Below are 17,414 nucleotides of genomic sequence, written 5' to 3'. Positions count from 1 at the left end.
CGATCCTGGTGCGGCCCGATTATGGCGACATTAACCACAGGCAATCGAACGACGCGAACGTTCAGTCCATCCAGCCCAGTGTCGCCAGGGCGAGAACGCCATAGCGCAGGCCCTTGGCAAGGGTCACGAGCAGCAGGAAGCGCCGCCACGGTTCGCCCATCACTCCGGCCACCAGGGTCAACGGATCGCCGATGATTGGCAGCCAGCTGAGCAGCAGTGACCAGCGACCGAAGCGTTGGTAATGCCCACGAGCCTTGTCCAGGTGGGTGGGACTGACCGGAAACCAGCGCCGGTCCTTGAAGTGCTCCAGGCGCGTGCCCAGCCACCAGTTCACCAGTGAACCCAGGACATTGCCGAACGTGGCAACCCCCAGCAACAGCCAGGCTTCATGGCGCTGGCTGAGCAGCAGGCCGACCAACAACGCCTCGGATTGCAGCGGCAACAGGGTTGCCGCGCCGAAGGCCGCGAGGAACAGGCCGATGTAGGCTTCGCCCATCAGTGGGCCGGATAGTCCGCCACCACGGTTTGGGTCCCGTCTTTTTTCAGCCCGATCACTTGATAAGCGTCGCTCATGCCGTCCATTTCCATGCCGGGCGAGCCCATGGGCATGCCCGGTGCGGCCACGCCGAGCAAGTCATCGCGCTTGCTCAACGCCAGTACCTGGTCGGCCGGGACGTGGCCTTCGACGAATTTGCCGTTGATCTCGGCGGTGTGGCAGGAACGCAGGTTCGGCGCCACGCCCAGGCGCTGCTTGACCAGGCTCATGTCGGCTTCGACATGGTCGTTGACCTTGAAGCCGTTTTCTTGCAGATGCGAAATCCACTTTTTGCAGCAACCGCAATTGGCATCGCGGTGTACATCAATGGTGACCGGTTCGGCGGCCTGGGCCAGGGTGGAGACGAACAGGGCGCTCAAGGCGAGCAAGTGCAGGGGATGGGCCATGGAGGTGGTCTCGTATCAAACGGTTTGAAGGGAGGATAACAGAGTAGCGAGCGTGAGCTGACAGGGGGCTGAGGCGGGGATTACACAATTGTCAGGTTGGGAGGGAGACAATTCGCAGAGGAATGGAAACCACTGAACCCTGTGGGAGCGAGCCTGCTCGCGATGATGGCAGCACAGGCGCCATCACCGCAGTTGACCCACCGCGATCGCGAGCAGGCTCACTTCCACAGGTTTTGTGGCGGGAGCAGATTCAGCGCACCTTGAACCGCCCCATGATCGCATTCACCCGAGCATTGGCTTCCAGCAGTTGCCGGGTGTTGGCCTCGCTGGCCAGGCCGCCTGCCACCAGTTCTTCCACCATGTGACGGATCTGCACCATGCTGCGATTGATCTCCTCGGTCACCGCGCTCTGTTGCTCGGCGGCGGTGGCGATCTGGGTACTCAGGCTGTTGATCTGGCTGACCGAGCCTGCCATTTCGTCCAGCCCGGAGTTGACTCGGGATGTGGCATCGGCGGCCGACTGGCAACTGGCCTGGGTGTTTTCCATGGCTGAGACCGACGAGCTCACGCCTTGCGTCAGGCGGGTCAGCATTTCGTTGATTTCCGAGGTGCTGGCCTGGGTGCGGGCGGCGAGGGCACGTACTTCGTCGGCCACCACGGCAAACCCACGGCCTTGCTCACCGGCCCGGGCAGCTTCAATGGCGGCGTTGAGAGCCAGCAGGTTGGTCTGCCCGGCAATGGCGCCGATGACGCCGAGAATTTCGGTGATGCGCTGCGCGTCCTGTTGCATGCTCTCGACCTTGCGAGTGGCGCTGGCCACTTCATCGATCAGCGCCACCACACTGTTGGACGCCTCACCGACCACTACGCGGGAGCGGTCGGCATGCTCGTTGGCGCGCTGGGTGAACGCTGCGGTCTCGGCCGCATTTTGCGCGACGCTTTCGGCCGTGGAGCTCATCTGGGTGATGGCGGTCACGGTCTGGTCGGTTTCCGAAGCGTGGCGCATCAGGATTTCACTGGTGTGGGCGGAGGTCCGTTGCAGATCGCCCAGGCTCGATGCCATGGCGCCAGTGGCCTGGGTGACCTCGCCGATCATGCTTTGCAGGTAAGCGATGAAGCGGTTGACCGAATGACCGATCGCCCCCAGTTCATCCTCGGCCCGGATAGTGATACGTCGAGTCAGGTCGGCATCGCCCGTGGACAAGGCGTCGATGTTGCCCTTGAGGACCTTCATGCGGTGAGTCAATTGACGGATCGCGTAAAGCTGCATCAACACCAGCAGGATCACCATCGGAATCTGCAGCAGGCTCAGTGTGCTCAGTACATCGTCGCGCTGGGCGGTGATCAGCCGGGTTGGCAATGCGGTCGCAAGGAACCATGGCGAACCCTCGATAGGGCGCATGAAAAACGTGCTGGCCTCGCCCTTGTTGTCGAACTCGACCCGTTGCAGCGGCTGGTCGCGCTTGGCCAGGCCAGCCTGGACCTGGGCGGCGAATGGCGAGGTTGCCGCCAGTTCACTGATGTTTTTCAGTACGATCGGTCCGCTGATGCGCGAACTGTTGCTGATGATCTTGCCGTCGCCTTCGACGATCAGCATCTCGGCGCTCAGGTCGGCTTCCTTGCGTGCCACCAGGTCATTGAAGAAACCCAAGGTCACGTCGATGGTGGAAACGCCATAAGGCACGCCGTTCTTCTGGATGGCCATGGCGCAGTTGGTGCGTGGTTCGGCGCTGGCATCGTCTTTATAGGCCGCGGCCCAGGCGCATTTGCCCGGCGGGGTGGCCATGCCGCCCTTGTGCCAGGGTTGTTCGTAATAGTTGGGGGCAGCGTCACTGTTCCAGAAGGTATTGACCGCCAGTTTGCCGGACGCGTCGCGGTGCCAGAAGGTGCTGAATTTATTGCGTCCCTCGGCCCGCTGGTTGGGCAACGGCCAGATCCCGCCGCCAAAGACTTTCAACTCGCCGTACTGATCCACCAGTCCCGGCAACACTTTGTCGATGGCATCGCTGTCCAGCAGCGGGATGGTCTGGGTGATGCTGCGTTGCTGCGCTTGCACCTTGTTCAGTTCGCCCTGGATCTGCTCGGCGACCTCGGCGATGCGGTTCAAGGCCACTTGCTCTTCGGTCTGGCGCAACTTGGGCGCGACCAGATAACTGATGCCCACCACGGTCAGGATGGATAACACCAGCATGAATACAATCAGGAACAGCGTGTAGCGAGCCTGAATAGTTCGGAATGAGGGCATGTGGGGAGTCCTTGCACGAAGGCGACTTTCTGCAGCAGGCGGATGGGCAGTCCTGTATGTATCGGCCTGCGGTGACGCAGCTTTAGGAGAGGGCAAGGTGGGATGAGAGGTTGGCGAGGAAGCGGCTTCCTCGCCAAGGGGCATTAGCGGGGCATGTCGAAGCCCGGGCCGCCACGGTGGTCAGGTCGATCCCCATGACCGCGGTCGTGGGGGAAAAACAGGCAGCCACTCAGGGTCAGGGTGGACAATAAGGCAAGCAACAGGCTGATACGACGAAACATACATAATTCCTCATGATTAACCACCGCGGTTGCGCGAATACGCTCCTTCGGCTGTACCATGGGACCCCGTTGGCAGCCCGTCATCCCCGCAATTCGGTAGGGACTTGGCAAGCCTTCGGATACAGAACGGATACATTCAGGAAATTGGTAATGACTCATTCACAACGTTTGAAATACTCGATTCTGATCGTCCTCGTCGTCCTGGCAATCATGCTGGGGCTGTCCTGGATGCAAGGCAAGGGCATGATCAGCGAGCAGCTGTTTCAATACATCGCCATCGCCGTGGCGGTCATCGTGGTGGTGATCAACGGCGTGATGCGGCGCAAGGTCAAGTCCTGAGCGCCGGCTTCAGTCCTCGGCCTGGAGCACGGCCATCGCACTGGGGTGCAGGCAGTAGCTTTTATCCGGGTTGAGGGTGACGACTCCCTCGCTGCACAGGCGTTTCAACACCTCGCGCACACTGAGAAAGGACAATGGAATGTCCAGCCCCAACAACTGGCTGTGCACGCCGCGCACGCCCAGGCTGCGATTTTCGTTGGCGGCCTTGAGCAGCGCGTCGATGACTTTGAGGCGAATCAGGCTGGTCCTGAGCCCGAAACTCTTGAGCAAGCGCCTGATGTGGTCGTTGCCGCCTCGATCTGCCGGCTTGTCGAATACACGGTGGGGGGCGCTCAGCGAGACGCCGCTCGGCCTTGGCTTGCCCTCCATGGGCTGTTGCGCGTTACGCATGCAAAAACTCCTTACAAGCCTGATCAGAAAAGGTCACGGATACTCTCCTGTAATAGGACGAACGAGGACCCGCAATCATGAGGACCATGATGTGAAAAAATTGCCCGTGCTTCGTCAAACCCCCGTATTCAAACGGCTGCCAGACATTAATTTTTTTTCATCCGGTTCGTTTTGAAGGTAGGCACATTCCGGTTCAGCACGCGGCGTGTGATTTCCCAGGCGGGCCGAGTGTTTGTCTACTTCGCTCCGGTAGCCGTCCTGGTTTCTGAAGTTTTTATCAGGAGTGAGCGTGATAATGTCCGGGCAGTTATCGAGGATTGGCCTCGCAGGCGCTTTTCTGGGGATCGCCCTCGGGCTCATTCCCGTGGTCAATGCGCAGGATGATGGGCAGCAGGCCAGTGCCGAGATCCGTCGCACTCGTTTTGGCGTGCCGCATATCCGGGCTCAGGATGAGCGCGGACTGGGTTATGGCATCGGCTATGCCTACGCCCAGGACAACCTGTGCCTGCTGGCCAATGAGATCGTCACGGTCAACGCCCAGCGCTCGCGCTATTTCGGGCCGCAGCAAGTCACGGTCGAGCAGCGGGAGAACCGCGTCAGCGATGTGTTTTTCAGTTGGCTCAACACACCGCAAGCGGTTTCCGGTTTCTGGCAGGCCCAGACGCCTCAAGTGCAGCAACTGGTCGAAGGCTACGTGGCGGGCTACAACCGTGCGTTGGTCGAGCGCAAGGCCAAGGGCCTGCCGGAACAATGCGCCGGCGAGTGGGTGCGGCCGATCACGGCGCTGGACCTGGTCAAGTTGACCCGTCGACTGTTGGTGGAAGGCGGCGTCGGCCAATTCGCCGAGGCCCTGGCCGGTGCACAACCGCCCCAGGCGACGGCACTCACGGGTGTTCCAGCCAGCGGTTTCGCTGCCGCCGCAACCCGCCAGCAGCGTTTTGCCCTGGAGCGTGGCAGCAATGCGCTGGCCATCGGCAGTGAGCGCTCGTTCAACGGCCGCGGGATGTTGCTGGCGAATCCGCATTTTCCATGGTTGGGCGGCATGCGTTTCTATCAGATGCACCTGACCATTCCCGGCAAGCTGGATGTCATGGGGGCGGCCCTGCCGGGCCTGCCGATGATCAACATCGGCTTCAGCCAGCATCTGGCCTGGACCCACACTGTCGACAGTTCAAAACACTTCACCCTGTACCGCCTGCAACTCGACCCGAAGGATCCGACTCGCTACCTGCTCGACGGCAAGTCTGTGCCGATGAGCCAACAGACGGTCGCGGTCGACATCAAGCAACCCGACGGCCAAGTGCAGACGATTTCCCGAGTGGTCTATGGCTCGCAGTTCGGCCCGATCGTGCAATGGCCCGGCCGGCTGGACTGGGATAACCGGTTCGCCTACAGCCTGCGGGACGCGAACCTGGAAAACGATCGTGTGCTGGCCCAGTGGTACGCCATGAACAAGGCGGTCACGCTCAAGGATCTGCAGGACGCCGTCCATGAGATCCAGGGCATTCCCTGGGTCAATACCCTGGCGGTGGACGATCAGGGGCAAAGCCTCTACATGAACGTGTCGGTGGTGCCGAACGTCGACGCCGATAAACTGGCCCGGTGCAGTGATCCCAGGGCCGGGCTGCAACTGATCGTGCTGGATGGGGCTCGCAGCGAATGTGCCTGGGGGATCGATGCCAAGGCCGTGCAAAAAGGCATCTATGCCGCCGACAGGCTTCCGCAGTTGTTACGCCGCGATTATGTGCAGAACTCCAACGATTCGGCCTGGATGGTCAACCCGTCGCAGCCGCTGTCCGGTTATTCCCCATTGATCAGCCAGCAAGGCCAGCCGCTGGGATTGCGGGCGCGTTTTGCGCTGGAACGGATGGCCGCGCTGGCCAAGGATGGTCCGGTGAAGGTGGAGGATTTGCAGCGCATGGTCATGGACGATCAGGTTTACCTGGCCGACCAGGTGATGCCGGATCTACTCGGCGTTTGTGCCGGTGACCTGGGGCCGGACGCTTCGGCCCTGGTCGAGGTTTGTGCCAGCCTCAAGGCCTGGGATCGTAAGGCCGGCCTGAAGAGCGGCCTGGGGTTCGTGCATTTCCAGCACATCATGGAAGAGGTGCGGGCTGCCCCGGGGTCGTGGCGCGTCGCGTTCGATCCCAAAGACCCGCAACACACCCCGCGAGGCCTGGCGATCGAGCGACCGCCTGTACTCAAGGCCGTGCGCGAAGCCATGCAGGCCTCGGTGGAAGCGGTGAAGGTCGCCGGGTTGTCGAAGGACAGCCAATGGCAAGATATCCAGGTGTCCAGCAGCGGCGGTCGACTAACGCCGATCCATGGCGGCCCCGGGGAGCTGGGCATCTATAACGCGATCCAGAGCGTGCCGGGGGCGAACGGTAAGCGGGAGGTGGTCAGCGGTACCAGCTATCTGCAGGTGGTGACGTTCGACGGTAAAGGTCCGCAGGCCCAGGGCTTGTTGGCCTTTTCCATTTCCAGCGATCCGGCATCGCCTTACTCGGCAGATCAGACCCAGGCGTTTTCGCAGAAGCAGTGGAGTGTGCTGCCGTTTACCGAACAGCAGATCAAGGCCGACCCGCACTATCAGGCGCTTATTATCCGTGAGCACGATGAGGCGGGCAGGGTGGTAACGCAGTAACTTTTGTTGGGCTGTGGACGAGGGGGAGCTCACATCCCCGATGGATGCCGGCTGACCTACCGTTATCGCGAGCCTGTGGGAGCAAAGCTTGCTCGCGATGACGTCGTCACAGACATCACCTCTATAAGGCTGTAAAACCGCTATCGCGAGCAAGCTTCGCCCCCACCGGGGGAGGTTTCAGTTATTGGTTGGCCGTTGCCCGATGGAATTGAGGACCGGGTTGCCGTCCTTGTTCTGGGTCAGGTAGACCGGCAGTACTTTGGGCAGCGAAGGCACCAGGTTCTGCACTTCACTGATGTTGTAGACCCCCCCGATACGCAGGCCGCCGGTACTGTTGTCGGCCAGCATGACGGGACGGTCGAGGTAGCGGTTAATCAGCGGCAGTGCGTCGCTCAGGGCGAGGTTATCCAGCACCAGCTTGCCATTGCGCCACGCCAGTGAGCTGTCGTTGGGGGCTATCTCACGGACTTGTGGCTGGTGGTCGCCCGCCTTGTAGCTGGCCTGCATGCCCGGGGAAAGCGGCAGGCCGTCACGGCTGAACGCCTGGTTGCTGGTCACCCTTACCGAGCCCTCCAGCAGGGTGACCCGTACCTGGTCCTGGTACATCCAGACGTTGAAACGAGTGCCGGTCACGCGTACCTGGCCTTGGCCAGCCCGAACGACAAATGGATGCTGCTTGTCATGGCTGACGTCAAAAAACGCCTCGCCCTTTTCCAGCGTTACCCGACGCTCGTTTTTGTAGTTGGCAAATACCAGCTCACTGCCCAGGTTGAGTTCTACCTCGCTGCCGTCGCCCAAAGTGACGTGACGTACGCTTGCGCCGGCTTCGAAGCGCTCATAGGAGTTGGCAACCCAGCCCAGGTTCCAGCCGGTGTAGGCGGCGATGGGCAGACCCACGACGAATACCGCAGCGGCGACCGCCAGGCGGCTCCAGCGCGACCGTGGGCGGGGCGCTGGAGCTGCCGGCGCCGACTCGATGCGCGGCAGATGATCGGCAACCGCCCAGATCTCCAGCATGGCTTGGTATTCGAAAGCATGCAGGGGATCGGCATCGTGCCACTGCTTGAACGCTTGCCGTTCGGCATCGGTGCAATCGACGGCATGCAAACGCATGCACCAATGGGCAGCGGCATCGGTGATGGCGTCGTATTCGGCTTCCGAGAGGGTATGTTCGGTCATTGACTCTTCCTGGTTTGCCGCATTCTAACCTTCGGCATGAGCTGCCGAGAACAGCCGTCATGGCATTTACGCATCAATGAGCCCGTTTTTTACTCAAACATTCGTCGTAGCCTAGCGTCGCATACATTGCGTGAAAAAAAGATCAACAACTCAAACGCGTCACGGCACGGTAATCTGCCGGGACGGGCTTGGGTCGAGTTGGCGTCCCATTTCACAAATCAAGAGCGTGATCGAGTCGGCGTTACGAAGTATGACGTCGATGCGCTTGTCCGGCAAAATCGGATCGAGAAAATCATCGCGAGCGTTATCCATGGTTCTGGCGCCGGTTATCCTGAGGATTTCCCGGGTGGTTTCCTTGTACCCAGGCAACAGTTCCATCTTCTTGTCGGTGTTATCCGTGCTGTCCCATTGCGTAAACAGTTTTGACTTGGGTGTGGTCAATGACAGCCCGTTGAGTTGCAGGTCCTTTTGCTTGTCGTATTGCGACTTTCCTGAATAAGTCGCTGTTGAAATCAAGTCCAGAAAGGGCAGCGAGGCATCCAGGTAGATGAAATCGAACGTATTGAACAACTGGTGGGAAACTTCGTGGATGAAGGTCGCCCCCTGGGCATGGGCATCGACATTAAAGGACGACGGTACGACGGCCTTGTACCAATCCAGGCCCATGTCGAAGAAAAACTGCGTGATGTAGATTCTTCCGACGGCTGCGGGCTCAAGTACGAAGGCGGTCGCTCTATCTTCCAGGTGCTTGAGGTGGCCGACCACGATGCGCTCGGCATTTTGCAACTCCCAGGACGGATCGGCCAATGCCCGGCATATGGGCGAGATCGCCGCCTCTATCTTGCTGATAATACGGGCGTCGATGCTGTCGACCCCAAAAAACAATCTGAGGAAACTATCCAGCCGAGAGCCCGTAAGCGGTCGTCGCTTGAATTGCTCAAAGTTGTGAAGGGCATTGAATGAATAGAACCTCGCGGTCTCCAGTGCCTGGACAATCATATTGGCGCGGTACGGATACTTCCTGCGTATCTCAGACATTCCCCGCGCTTCAATATTCAGTGAGCCCTTGGCCTTGAAGTCGCTGTAGGTGACGGCCATTTTCGACCCTGCTTTGCCAAAGCGTATGGTCTGGCGTTGTGGGTCGAGTTCCCATGTCCGGCCGTCAGACGATTTTTTCAGCAACGGCCCCTCTCCGTGCTCATGCACGATTCGCCAGGTTTGGTTGGCTCTCGCCACCTGGAAGACTTTGCCGGCGAGGGGGACATAACGCCTGCCATTTTCCAGTGCCTTGTAGGTTTTCTCGATCGGGTCTATTTGCAAGTTCGCCAGGCTGATACCCATGGCCTCAAAAACGTTCAGGTCGGTCCGAATCTGGGCGGTGGAAGCGATGTTCTTCCAGTCACCCGCCAGTGTCGCGCCTTGCGAGACCGGTTCTATGGGATCGAGAAGACCAAATGTATCCTCACGATTCAGCATGCCCAGCGACACCATTTCTGCGGCGCCGGCGATAAAATCGTGCAAGCCTGTTTTCCAGTCATGCTGCTGCAAGGCTTCGGCTGAGGTCTTGAAGTCCTGATAGCTTTCCCAGAGGGTTTCGATAAAAGTCAGTTTGCCCGCCAATTGCCCGCCCACCAGCTTGACGCCGGAGGTGAACAGGTGCAGGACTGTTCTCCAATCAAGCTGACGGTTTTCAATTGTCTGTGTGGTCAGCATGTCCAATAACAATGCCGTATTGTCGTTGAACAATGTGTCGAGCAGATTGGTCTGGATAGGATTGGAGGCCAGGGTCATTTCCGATCGCTGCCCGAGCGTGGCGGCGAGCAGGTTTCTGAAAATGGCCTGTTGGTTCTCGGGAAGCCGGCGAATCAGCAGGTCCTGAAGCGATCCTGAGGTATTGAGTGCGGCTATAACGCTTTTTTCGTCCTTGAACTCGCTGAAGCAATGACCCTCATGGTAAGGCGAGTACAGGACCTGGGGGCCTGCTGCATCGAGGCTCGATCCGATCAAGTAAAGCCCCAGCGCCTTGACCGGTACCGCGCCGCCGGTCTTGATCAATTCCAGGGGGCGAATAACCGCGCTGGCACCCTCAACCGCTTTGCGGGCGATGGCATCAGGCATGTCCATCACCTGACGGATCAGGTCGAAAGCCAGGGGGGAAAGGTGTTGTTGTAGATGACGAGCGTGAGCGTGCTGCAGCAACTGCCAGGGTAATTGTTGGCGGAAGGCTGTTTTTCTTTGCTGGACGTCCGCGGTGGTGCCGGACAGTTTTTGCGCTACATGTTTTTTATAGTCGGTAGAGATATCCAATGAGGACAACATTTGCCGGACAGCGGTTTCGTTCAAGCCGTCCGGCAGCTTCTGCGTGGACGTCGAAGACACTTTGAAGCCTTTGCGGGTCACTTCGATGTGCTGCAAGGCAAAGTCGGTCAGCGAACTGGCCGGCCCGACGATGGCAAGGTTCGGCGTGATCTGGATGGTATCGGGGTCAAGGTTCTTTGCAGCGAAGCGTGCGTCCAACAGCATTTTGAGTTTATTACGTGCATAGGTTCGCAGCGGCTCGATACCGTCCAGGTAGTCCTTGCCGTCGGCCACGCTGTTTTTATATTGCTCAAGCAATTCAATGTGCAGGCGTTGGTCTTCAAGCACCGCTGCGCCGAGCCAGGCGGGAAGTTTCTGTTGCCGTCTGTTGGCCTGGGCGATGTGTGTGGCGCGCTTGAGGTTGGTGGGCGCGCCTTTGTTCAACATTGCCTGAAGGCTTTTTAGTAATGCATTGCCGGTCAGTTGCCAGCTTCCGGCTTTCAACGTGCTCAGATACCCTTGCTCGGCCTCGAAGTGTTTGATGAACGAACTCATTCGATTCACCAGCACGTTATCTTCGATCAGTTCGTACGCCTGGAGCTGATAACGCCCATGTGGCTTGCGTTGGTCGGGCGTGAGGTTGGTGAGCAAACCAAAGCGCTTTCGGGAGTCGAGCAGGTGCCGATTCAGTTGCTGGGTGGCCACTTCGACGGACGAAAAGGCCTGCAAGCCATCGGCGGGTGTCCAGAGGATTGCCATGCCCGAATAGGGTGTATCGAGTCCTCCGCGTTCAGTTAATAGAAAGCAGTTGGCGAGGGGCATATAAGCCGTTCGATCTCCTACGCTGCAGACCAGCGTCAACGAATAGACATCCGGTCGAAACCCCCTGACCCCGATACGTTGTGAGCGGTCCGGATATTCTGAGTCGTAGGCAAAGACTGTTCTGATCAAGTCATTCGCAATCGCCGGCAGGCTCGCGTTGAGTTCCCTGAGTTCGGCTTCGGCGCGTATGCCTAAGGAAAAAACATTGATCAGTTCAGGCAGTAACTGCCTGAGCCCGTTGTGCAGCGAAACGCCATGGGATGCTGGCAACCGAATAAAGAGGCCATTGAAAGCCTTTTCAACATCGGTATAGCTCTTGACCTTTCTTTCCAGTTGATCGGCCATGAAGTTGGACGGGCGCAGACTTCCATGAAAGGCGGGATGAGTTCCCCAATGCCCGGCGGTTGGCTGACTCAGCAGGTTTCTGTTGATGAAGGCGCGTATATCCAGCGCTTTGTCGATGAGCGGGTGAATGTCGACATCGCCCTGGCGAGACATTTCCAGCGCGTAATGAAGATTATCCTTCTGCTTTTTGATGATGGCGTTCGCCAGGGATTCGGAGACTGGCAAGTCCAGTGGTTCGCCCGAGACCTGTGGCTCGTCAAAACGCAGGAAGCGGTTGCGCTCTTCCAGGCCCAGGAGGCTATAGAGTGCTTCCTTTTTTGCGGTGGTTGCGGGGTTACCGAACAACGCTTCCTTGAACCCCAGGTAGTTGTCTATCTTCTGAAAACCATGAATGGGGGTATAGAGGTAGTTTCCTTTGGCGCTGATCATCAGAGAGCCTGCAAGCTCTACATAGTGCGGCTCGTATTCCCAGAGGCGAATCGTTTCGATGAACAACAGCGCCTCGTCCCGGCGGGAAGGCCGGAACAGTCGCAGCAACTCGCGACTTTGTTCATCCGTCAGTTGCCTTTTTTCCCGTTCCACCAGGATCGCAGCCCAGAGCCCATCGTGGATGACTTGGGAAAGCAGTTTGCGCCGAGACATATAGACGCGCGCTGTTGTGTTTTCCCAGAAGGCATCGAGGCAGCCCTGAAGTGTCGGAATCAGTTTCCTGGCCGTGTCCTTTATGATGTTTTCCCATTGCAGCGGGGTGTAGGACGATGGGAGTGTGCCCGGGTGGGTCAGATCGATGTCATGCCCGGGCGGCCAGCCTTGGTTATGGAAGTAGCCCAGGATGGCGTCGCTCAGTGGCATGCTTTCGGTTACCTGGATTGCCTTTGGACCTGCCAGGTGCCCGCCCTTGCTGAATGCCACGCGGATCTGTCGATGATCCAGGTCCGGCAGTGCCTCGCTCAATATCTGGTCAAGCATCGATCGTAACGAGGGCAGTCTGATCAGCTCGTTCACCATGGCCAGGGCATTGAGGCTCTGGGCGTCCTCGATGGATTTGAGCTGAGCCTGGAACACATCTTCTTCGATGAGTTGCCGGGTCTGTCTGATGTCGGTCGTGCTGATCAATTCGCTGCGCTGGGAAATCGACAAGAGGCGAAACAGGTCGTCGCGTTGCACAGCGTCCTGGCGTATCCGATCGATCTTTTGTTCGAGGGATGCCAGGTTGTCGAGTTTTTCGATTCCACCACTGGGTGTGTAGAGGAACGCCGGTTGGGTGCTCGATGCGCTGCGGTCTGTCGAGGTGCTGAGGGCAAGGCAGCCGGCCAGTGCGATGGGCGGTTTGTTCTCGGCTTGCAACAGAATCGTTTCGGCGAACATCGGTGGCGTCTGCGCCGTGCGCCGGATGTGGTTGGGCAGGGCGATATGGTGTAACCAGTCGAGGTCTGCCTGGGTCAGCCCGTGGGTGGCGGTCAATTGGTCCAGGCGATGGGCGTTCAATACCTCGGGAAATAAAAGTGGTGTGGTTTCAGTGAGCATCGTTGCTTCTCGATCAAGGCGCCTCAAGGCGGCGCGAACGTGGAGGAAGCCGCCAGACTAGGCAACGATGAATGGGCAAAGGTGGTACATAGTTACCGCACGCTGGGTTTGAGGCCTCTCAGGCTGGAATATCGATGCAAGCGGACCTACCGCTATCGCGAGCAGGCTCGCCCCCACTGGAGAGCTGTGGCGGCTTTTGCGAGCAGGCTTTGCTCGCACCGCGAAGCGGTGTTTAATCACTCGGCGAGTCCTTTACGCTGTTGCTACCTCCAACAATCATTCTGGAGCTTCAGATGTCTGCGCCATCCGATCATGCCGCTTCTTGCACCTTGTCCTACGATGCTCTGGTGAACCTGCTGGAGAAGATTTTCCTGCGTCATGGCACGTCGACCGACGTTGCGCAGTGCCTGGCTGAAAACTGTGCCGGGGCCGAGCGCGACGGAGCCCATAGCCATGGGGTGTTTCGCATTCCCGGTTATGTCTCGACGCTCAACAGCGGTTGGGTCAACGGTCAGGCCGTGCCGACGGTCGAAGATGTCGCATCAGGGTTTGTCGCAGTGGACGCCGGTAACGGGTTTGCCCAGCCAGCCCTGGCCGCCGCGCGTCCATTGCTGGTGGCGAAGGCTCGCAGCGCCGGTATCGCTGTCCTGGCCATTCGCAACTCCCATCACTTCGCCGCGCTCTGGCCGGATGTCGAGCCGTTTGCCTATGAAGGCCTGGTGGCGTTGAGTGTGGTCAACAGCATGACGTGCGTGGTGCCCCATGGCGCCGACCGTCCATTGTTCGGCACCAATCCCATTGCCTTCGCCGCACCGCGGGCCGACGGCGAGCCGATTGTCTTCGACCTCGCCACCAGCGCCATCGCCCACGGCGACGTACAGATTGCCGCACGCAAGGGCGAGTTGTTGCCGCCGGGCATGGGCGTGGACAGCCTCGGCCAGCCGACCCGCGACCCCAAGGCGATTCTCGAAGGTGGTGCGCTCCTGCCATTTGGCGGGCACAAGGGCTCGGCGTTGTCGATGATGGTCGAGTTGCTGGCCGCCGCCCTGACTGGCGGTAATTTTTCCTTCGAATTCGACTGGCACAACCATCCGGGCGCCAAGACGCCGTGGACCGGCCAGTTGTTGATCGTGATCGACCCGAGCAAGACCGCCGGGCAGGATTTCGCCGAGCGCAGCCAGGAATTGGTCAGGCAGATGCATGGCGTCGGGTTGCGCCGGTTGCCGGGGGATCGTCGCCATCGCGAGCGCAGCAAATCCAATGAACATGGGATTACCTTGGACGAGCAGGCCTTGGCGCAGTTGCGCGAGTTGGCGGGGAGTTGAACAACCTGGGAGCGACCCCATCGACCGGGGCCGGTGCCTTGCCGTGACACGCTGCGCCAAGCCTTTTACTATGACGGCTTCTTTTCTCTGGAATCGCCTGGATGAGTAAGCCCGGCCAAACGGTGCTGGTTGCGCTGCGCAAGATGATCGCCTCGGGCGAGCTGGCCGCTGGTGAGCGCTTGATGGAAGTCCCCACGGCTGAGCTGTTCGGTGTTTCGCGCATGCCGGTGCGCATGGCGTTCCGCACCCTGGAGCAGGAAGGGTTGCTGGTGCGCTTCGGCGGACGAGGTTTCCAGGTACGTTCGGTCAGCGCCGAGCAGATCGCCGGGGCCGTGGAGGTGCGTGGCGTGCTGGAGGGCCTGGCGGCACGGCAGACGGCCGAGCACGGTTTGTCTGAAGAGGCCCGCGCGATACTCGAGCAATGCCTGGTGCAGGGCGATGAACTGTTCGCCAAGGGCTATGTGACCGAGGATGACCTGGAGGTGTATCACGACCTCAACATGCGCTTTCACCAGGTGATCGTCGAAGGCAGCCACAACCCGGCGATTGCCGATGCCCTGGCCCGCAACGATCATCTGCCATTCGCTTCAGTCACGGCCCTGGCGGTGGATCGCCAGAACATGGCCGGCGAGTTTCGCCGCTTCAACTATGCCCATATGCAACACCATTCGGTGTTCGACGCCCTGATCAACCGCCAGAGCGGCCGTGCCGAGGCCATCATGCGCGAGCATGCCAATGCGACCCTGCGCTACGCCGAAGTGTTCGGCTCGACGCTGGCTGACGAGCGGATGAAGGTGATTCTGCGTTCGGAGTGAACAACCCCAATTGTGGATGAATGCTGGATCTGTGACCCACCACAGACCCCCTGTGGGAGCGAGCCTGCTCGCGAAAGCGGTGGGTCAGTCACCCTCGATGCTGCAGAACCGACGCCATCGCGAGCAGGCTCGCTCCCACAATGCCGGTGTTAGAGGTCCAGTACCAAGACTGGTGTCCTGGACCTGGAACAACACGGTGTGAACTGGTCGTTGCCGGCCTGTTCCGCCTCGGTCAGAAACATGTCCCGATGTTCCGGTACACCTTCCAGCACACGCGTCAGGCAGGTGCCGCATACACCTTGCTCGCAGGAAATCGGAATTTCGATGCCATGGCTCTCCAGTACCTGCACCACACTGCGGTCCGCCGGCACCTCGAACACTTGGCCGCTGCGGGCCAGCTTGACCGAAAAGCTGCCATCGGCGCGGGTATCGGTGGGGGCGGCGGCGAAGTATTCGCGGTGCAGGCAGGCTTCTTGCCAGCCCTGGCTCTTGGCTGTGTCGAGGATGTGCTGCATGAAACCACCGGGCCCGCACACGTAGAGGTGCAGGTCATCGCCGGGCGCGGCCAGGACCCTGGCGGCGTCCAGCTGGGTTTGCGGTTCTTCATCGAAATGCAGGAATACCCGGTCGGCGTAAGGGGATTGTCGCAGGCGCTCGACAAAGGCCGCGCGGTCCCGGGCGCGGGCGCAGTAATGCAGCTCGAACGTCGCACCGCTCTGGGCCAGGTGCTCGGCCATGCACAGGATCGGCGTAATACCGATGCCACCAGCGAACAACAAGCTGCGCCGGGCTTGCGGGGCGAGGGCGAACAGGTTGCGCGGTTCGCTGATGTGCAAGCGCATGCCTGGCTGGATCAGCTCATGCAGGCTGCGCGAACCACCGCGGGACGCCGGATCCTTGAGCACGCCGATGAGGTAGCGATGCCGTTCCTCGGGATGATTGCACAGCGAGTACTGGCGAATCAGCCCGCCGGGCAAATGCACGTCGATATGGGCGCCGGCGGTGAAGGCCGGCAACGGCTCGCCATCGACACGCGTCAGCTCGTAGCTACAGATGTCGAGGGCTTCGTTGTGTCGCGCCGCGACCTGGACTTCGATCATGGCCGCTGCTCCGCCACTTGCGGTTGATGGCTGCTGGCGATCAAACCGGCCTGTGCTTCCCGTTCCCGTGCGATCCAGCGCTCCAGCACTCGACGGGACTGCACACCACCGGCATCGATGTTGAGCTTGAGCAAATTGCGTTGCGGATGATCCAGCAGGTTGCGCTGTTGGCGCTCGAGCATTTCCAGGTCTTCGCTGAAAATCTTGCCTTGGCCTTCGCGAATGGACGCGGTAAGGGCTTCATCCTGCGGTTGGAAATGTCGCGCCATGCCCCAGAAATACCAGATCGAGGTCTCGGTTTCCGGCGTGATGAAATCCACCACGATGCTCGATGCCTTGAATTGCGGCGCGGCGTGATAACCGCCGTTGCCGGCATGGGCGACACCCACTTCGATCAGTACATGGCTGGGTGGGGTGAAGCGGCAGATCTGCCAGCGGTCCACCGGCACATCGTCGGCCAGGTTGTTGCCGCGCAAGGCCATGCGCCAGAACGGCGGGGCCATGATGTTTTCCATGTGCCGGGCGGTAACCACTTCGTCACCTTCGACCGTGGTCACCGGCGGCGCCTCGTCGATTTCCTTCTGGCCGATGCTTGAGGCATGGACGTAGGTTTCGTGGGTCAGGTCCATCAGGTTGTCGATCATCAGGCGATAGTCGCACTGGATGTGGAACAGGCCTCCGCCATAGGCCCATTCATCGCTTTCGGCCCATTCCAGATGATGGATCAGCGCCGGGTCGGCCAGCGCCTGGTCACCGGGCCAGACCCAGATGAACCCATGCCGCTCCTGGACCGCAAAAGTCTTGTTGCAAGGGAACCCTCGTACCCGCTGCCCTGGCATCTCGACGGTCTTGCCGTCGCTGCCCATCACCAGACCGTGATAGCCGCACACCAGGTTGCCGTTTTCGACGTAACCCAGGGAGAGCGGGGCGCCGCGATGGGGGCAGAAATCTTCCACGGCCGCGACCTTGCCCTCATGCCCGCGGTAAAAAACCATCTTCTCACCGCAGATCTGGCGACCCAGGGGGTTGTCGGCGATTTCATCGGGGGTGCAGGCAACGTACCAGGCATTTTTGGGGTACATGACGGATCTCCAGGCGGATGTTGTTCTTGTCTGTGGATCCATTAACTCTCTTAACTAATTTGATTGTCAATTGTTTTGCT

General features: G+C 59.9%; 13 protein-coding genes. 4 read left to right on the top strand and 9 right to left on the bottom strand.

All coding sequences use genetic code 11. From position 1 onward, the window contains the following. Positions 1–61 precede the first annotated feature (61 nt). The 4 genes from PBDP_RS15740 to PBDP_RS15725 form a co-directional block, all read right to left on the bottom strand. Positions 62–496, bottom strand: coding sequence for a YqaA family protein (locus PBDP_RS15740; protein WP_109754183.1), 435 nt, complete (start codon positions 494–496; stop codon positions 62–64). Continuing rightward, positions 496–942: a DUF411 domain-containing protein gene (locus PBDP_RS15735; protein ID WP_109754182.1), complete on the bottom strand. Its 447-nt coding sequence runs from the start codon at positions 940–942 to the stop codon at positions 496–498. The genes PBDP_RS15740 and PBDP_RS15735 overlap by 1 nt, the downstream gene beginning before the upstream one ends. 250 nt (positions 943–1,192) lie before the next feature. Continuing rightward, complete coding sequence (locus PBDP_RS15730) at positions 1,193–3,187, bottom strand: methyl-accepting chemotaxis protein (RefSeq protein WP_109754181.1); 1,995 nt, start codon at positions 3,185–3,187, stop codon at positions 1,193–1,195. A gap of 143 nt (positions 3,188–3,330) precedes the next feature. Further along, the gene (locus PBDP_RS15725; RefSeq protein WP_014338251.1) at positions 3,331–3,468 is read right to left on the bottom strand and encodes a hypothetical protein; all 138 of its coding nucleotides are present in this window, start codon (positions 3,466–3,468) and stop codon (positions 3,331–3,333) included. A 150-nt stretch (positions 3,469–3,618) separates the two neighbouring features. Here PBDP_RS15725 and PBDP_RS15720 point away from each other — a divergent pair, with 150 nt between their 5' ends. Beyond that, positions 3,619–3,807, top strand: a complete 189-nt coding sequence (locus PBDP_RS15720) for a hypothetical protein (RefSeq protein WP_003202135.1) — start codon at positions 3,619–3,621, stop codon at positions 3,805–3,807. 9 nt (positions 3,808–3,816) lie between these two features. Here PBDP_RS15720 and PBDP_RS15715 read toward each other — a convergent pair whose 3' ends face one another. Continuing rightward, positions 3,817–4,197: a fe2+ zn2+ uptake regulation protein gene (locus PBDP_RS15715; protein WP_109754180.1), complete on the bottom strand. Its 381-nt coding sequence runs from the start codon at positions 4,195–4,197 to the stop codon at positions 3,817–3,819. 295 nt (positions 4,198–4,492) lie between these two features. Between PBDP_RS15715 and pvdQ the strand changes: the two genes are divergently transcribed. Continuing rightward, positions 4,493–6,841, top strand: coding sequence for a bifunctional acylase PvdQ (pvdQ, locus tag PBDP_RS15710; RefSeq protein ID WP_212800903.1), 2,349 nt, complete (start codon positions 4,493–4,495; stop codon positions 6,839–6,841). Positions 6,842–7,018: 177 nt separating this feature from the next. Here the strand turns inward: pvdQ and PBDP_RS15705 are convergent, their stop codons facing one another. Together PBDP_RS15705 and PBDP_RS15700 are read right to left on the bottom strand one after the other, a co-directional pair. Further along, entirely contained in the window at positions 7,019–8,020 is a 1,002-nt protein-coding gene (locus tag PBDP_RS15705; RefSeq protein ID WP_212800902.1) for a FecR family protein, read from the bottom strand. 159 nt (positions 8,021–8,179) lie between these two features. Continuing rightward, positions 8,180–13,012 carry a dermonecrotic toxin domain-containing protein gene (locus PBDP_RS15700; RefSeq protein ID WP_212800901.1) on the bottom strand — a complete coding sequence of 1,611 codons (4,833 nt, stop codon included), beginning with the start codon at positions 13,010–13,012 and terminating at the stop codon, positions 8,180–8,182. 293 nt (positions 13,013–13,305) lie between these two features. Between PBDP_RS15700 and PBDP_RS15695 the strand changes: the two genes are divergently transcribed. Both PBDP_RS15695 and PBDP_RS15690 read left to right on the top strand, forming a co-directional pair. Continuing rightward, the gene (locus PBDP_RS15695) at positions 13,306–14,337 is read left to right on the top strand and encodes an Ldh family oxidoreductase (RefSeq protein WP_116832497.1); all 1,032 of its coding nucleotides are present in this window, start codon (positions 13,306–13,308) and stop codon (positions 14,335–14,337) included. 101 nt (positions 14,338–14,438) lie between these two features. Then, positions 14,439–15,152 carry a GntR family transcriptional regulator gene (locus PBDP_RS15690; protein ID WP_212800900.1) on the top strand — a complete coding sequence of 238 codons (714 nt, stop codon included), beginning with the start codon at positions 14,439–14,441 and terminating at the stop codon, positions 15,150–15,152. A 149-nt stretch (positions 15,153–15,301) separates the two neighbouring features. Here PBDP_RS15690 and PBDP_RS15685 read toward each other — a convergent pair whose 3' ends face one another. Further along, positions 15,302–16,252 carry a PDR/VanB family oxidoreductase gene (locus tag PBDP_RS15685; protein ID WP_109754174.1) on the bottom strand — a complete coding sequence of 317 codons (951 nt, stop codon included), beginning with the start codon at positions 16,250–16,252 and terminating at the stop codon, positions 15,302–15,304. Further along, complete coding sequence (locus PBDP_RS15680) at positions 16,249–17,334, bottom strand: Rieske 2Fe-2S domain-containing protein (RefSeq protein WP_116832494.1); 1,086 nt, start codon at positions 17,332–17,334, stop codon at positions 16,249–16,251. Before PBDP_RS15680 ends, PBDP_RS15685 begins: the two co-directional genes overlap by 4 nt. Between the last annotated feature and the right edge of the window lie 80 nt (positions 17,335–17,414).

The sequence above is a fragment of the Pseudomonas sp. St290 genome (genome assembly GCF_018325805.1).
Lineage (GTDB): Bacteria > Pseudomonadota > Gammaproteobacteria > Pseudomonadales > Pseudomonadaceae > Aquipseudomonas > Aquipseudomonas bijieensis.
The sequence above is the reverse complement of the archived record's forward strand: the minus strand, read 5'-3'. Positions and strand labels throughout refer to the sequence as shown.

Bases quoted from the DNA above. Each gene is read 5' to 3' on its own strand.
- PBDP_RS15720 (WP_003202135.1), top strand. From the start codon at position 3,619: ATGACTCATTCACAACGTTTGAAATACTCGATTCTGATCGTCCTCGTC.
- PBDP_RS15715 (WP_109754180.1), bottom strand. From the start codon at position 4,197: ATGCGTAACGCGCAACAGCCCATGGAGGGCAAGCCAAGGCCGAGCGGC.
- PBDP_RS15680 (WP_116832494.1), bottom strand. From the start codon at position 17,334: ATGTACCCCAAAAATGCCTGGTACGTTGCCTGCACCCCCGATGAAATC.
- PBDP_RS15700 (WP_212800901.1), bottom strand. From the start codon at position 13,012: ATGCTCACTGAAACCACACCACTTTTATTTCCCGAGGTATTGAACGCC.
- PBDP_RS15740 (WP_109754183.1), bottom strand. From the start codon at position 496: ATGGGCGAAGCCTACATCGGCCTGTTCCTCGCGGCCTTCGGCGCGGCA.
- PBDP_RS15685 (WP_109754174.1), bottom strand. From the start codon at position 16,252: ATGATCGAAGTCCAGGTCGCGGCGCGACACAACGAAGCCCTCGACATC.
- PBDP_RS15705 (WP_212800902.1), bottom strand. From the start codon at position 8,020: ATGACCGAACATACCCTCTCGGAAGCCGAATACGACGCCATCACCGAT.
- PBDP_RS15690 (WP_212800900.1), top strand. From the start codon at position 14,439: ATGAGTAAGCCCGGCCAAACGGTGCTGGTTGCGCTGCGCAAGATGATC.
- PBDP_RS15730 (WP_109754181.1), bottom strand. From the start codon at position 3,187: ATGCCCTCATTCCGAACTATTCAGGCTCGCTACACGCTGTTCCTGATT.
- pvdQ (WP_212800903.1), top strand. From the start codon at position 4,493: ATGTCCGGGCAGTTATCGAGGATTGGCCTCGCAGGCGCTTTTCTGGGG.
- PBDP_RS15725 (WP_014338251.1), bottom strand. From the start codon at position 3,468: ATGTTTCGTCGTATCAGCCTGTTGCTTGCCTTATTGTCCACCCTGACC.
- PBDP_RS15735 (WP_109754182.1), bottom strand. From the start codon at position 942: ATGGCCCATCCCCTGCACTTGCTCGCCTTGAGCGCCCTGTTCGTCTCC.
- PBDP_RS15695 (WP_116832497.1), top strand. From the start codon at position 13,306: ATGTCTGCGCCATCCGATCATGCCGCTTCTTGCACCTTGTCCTACGAT.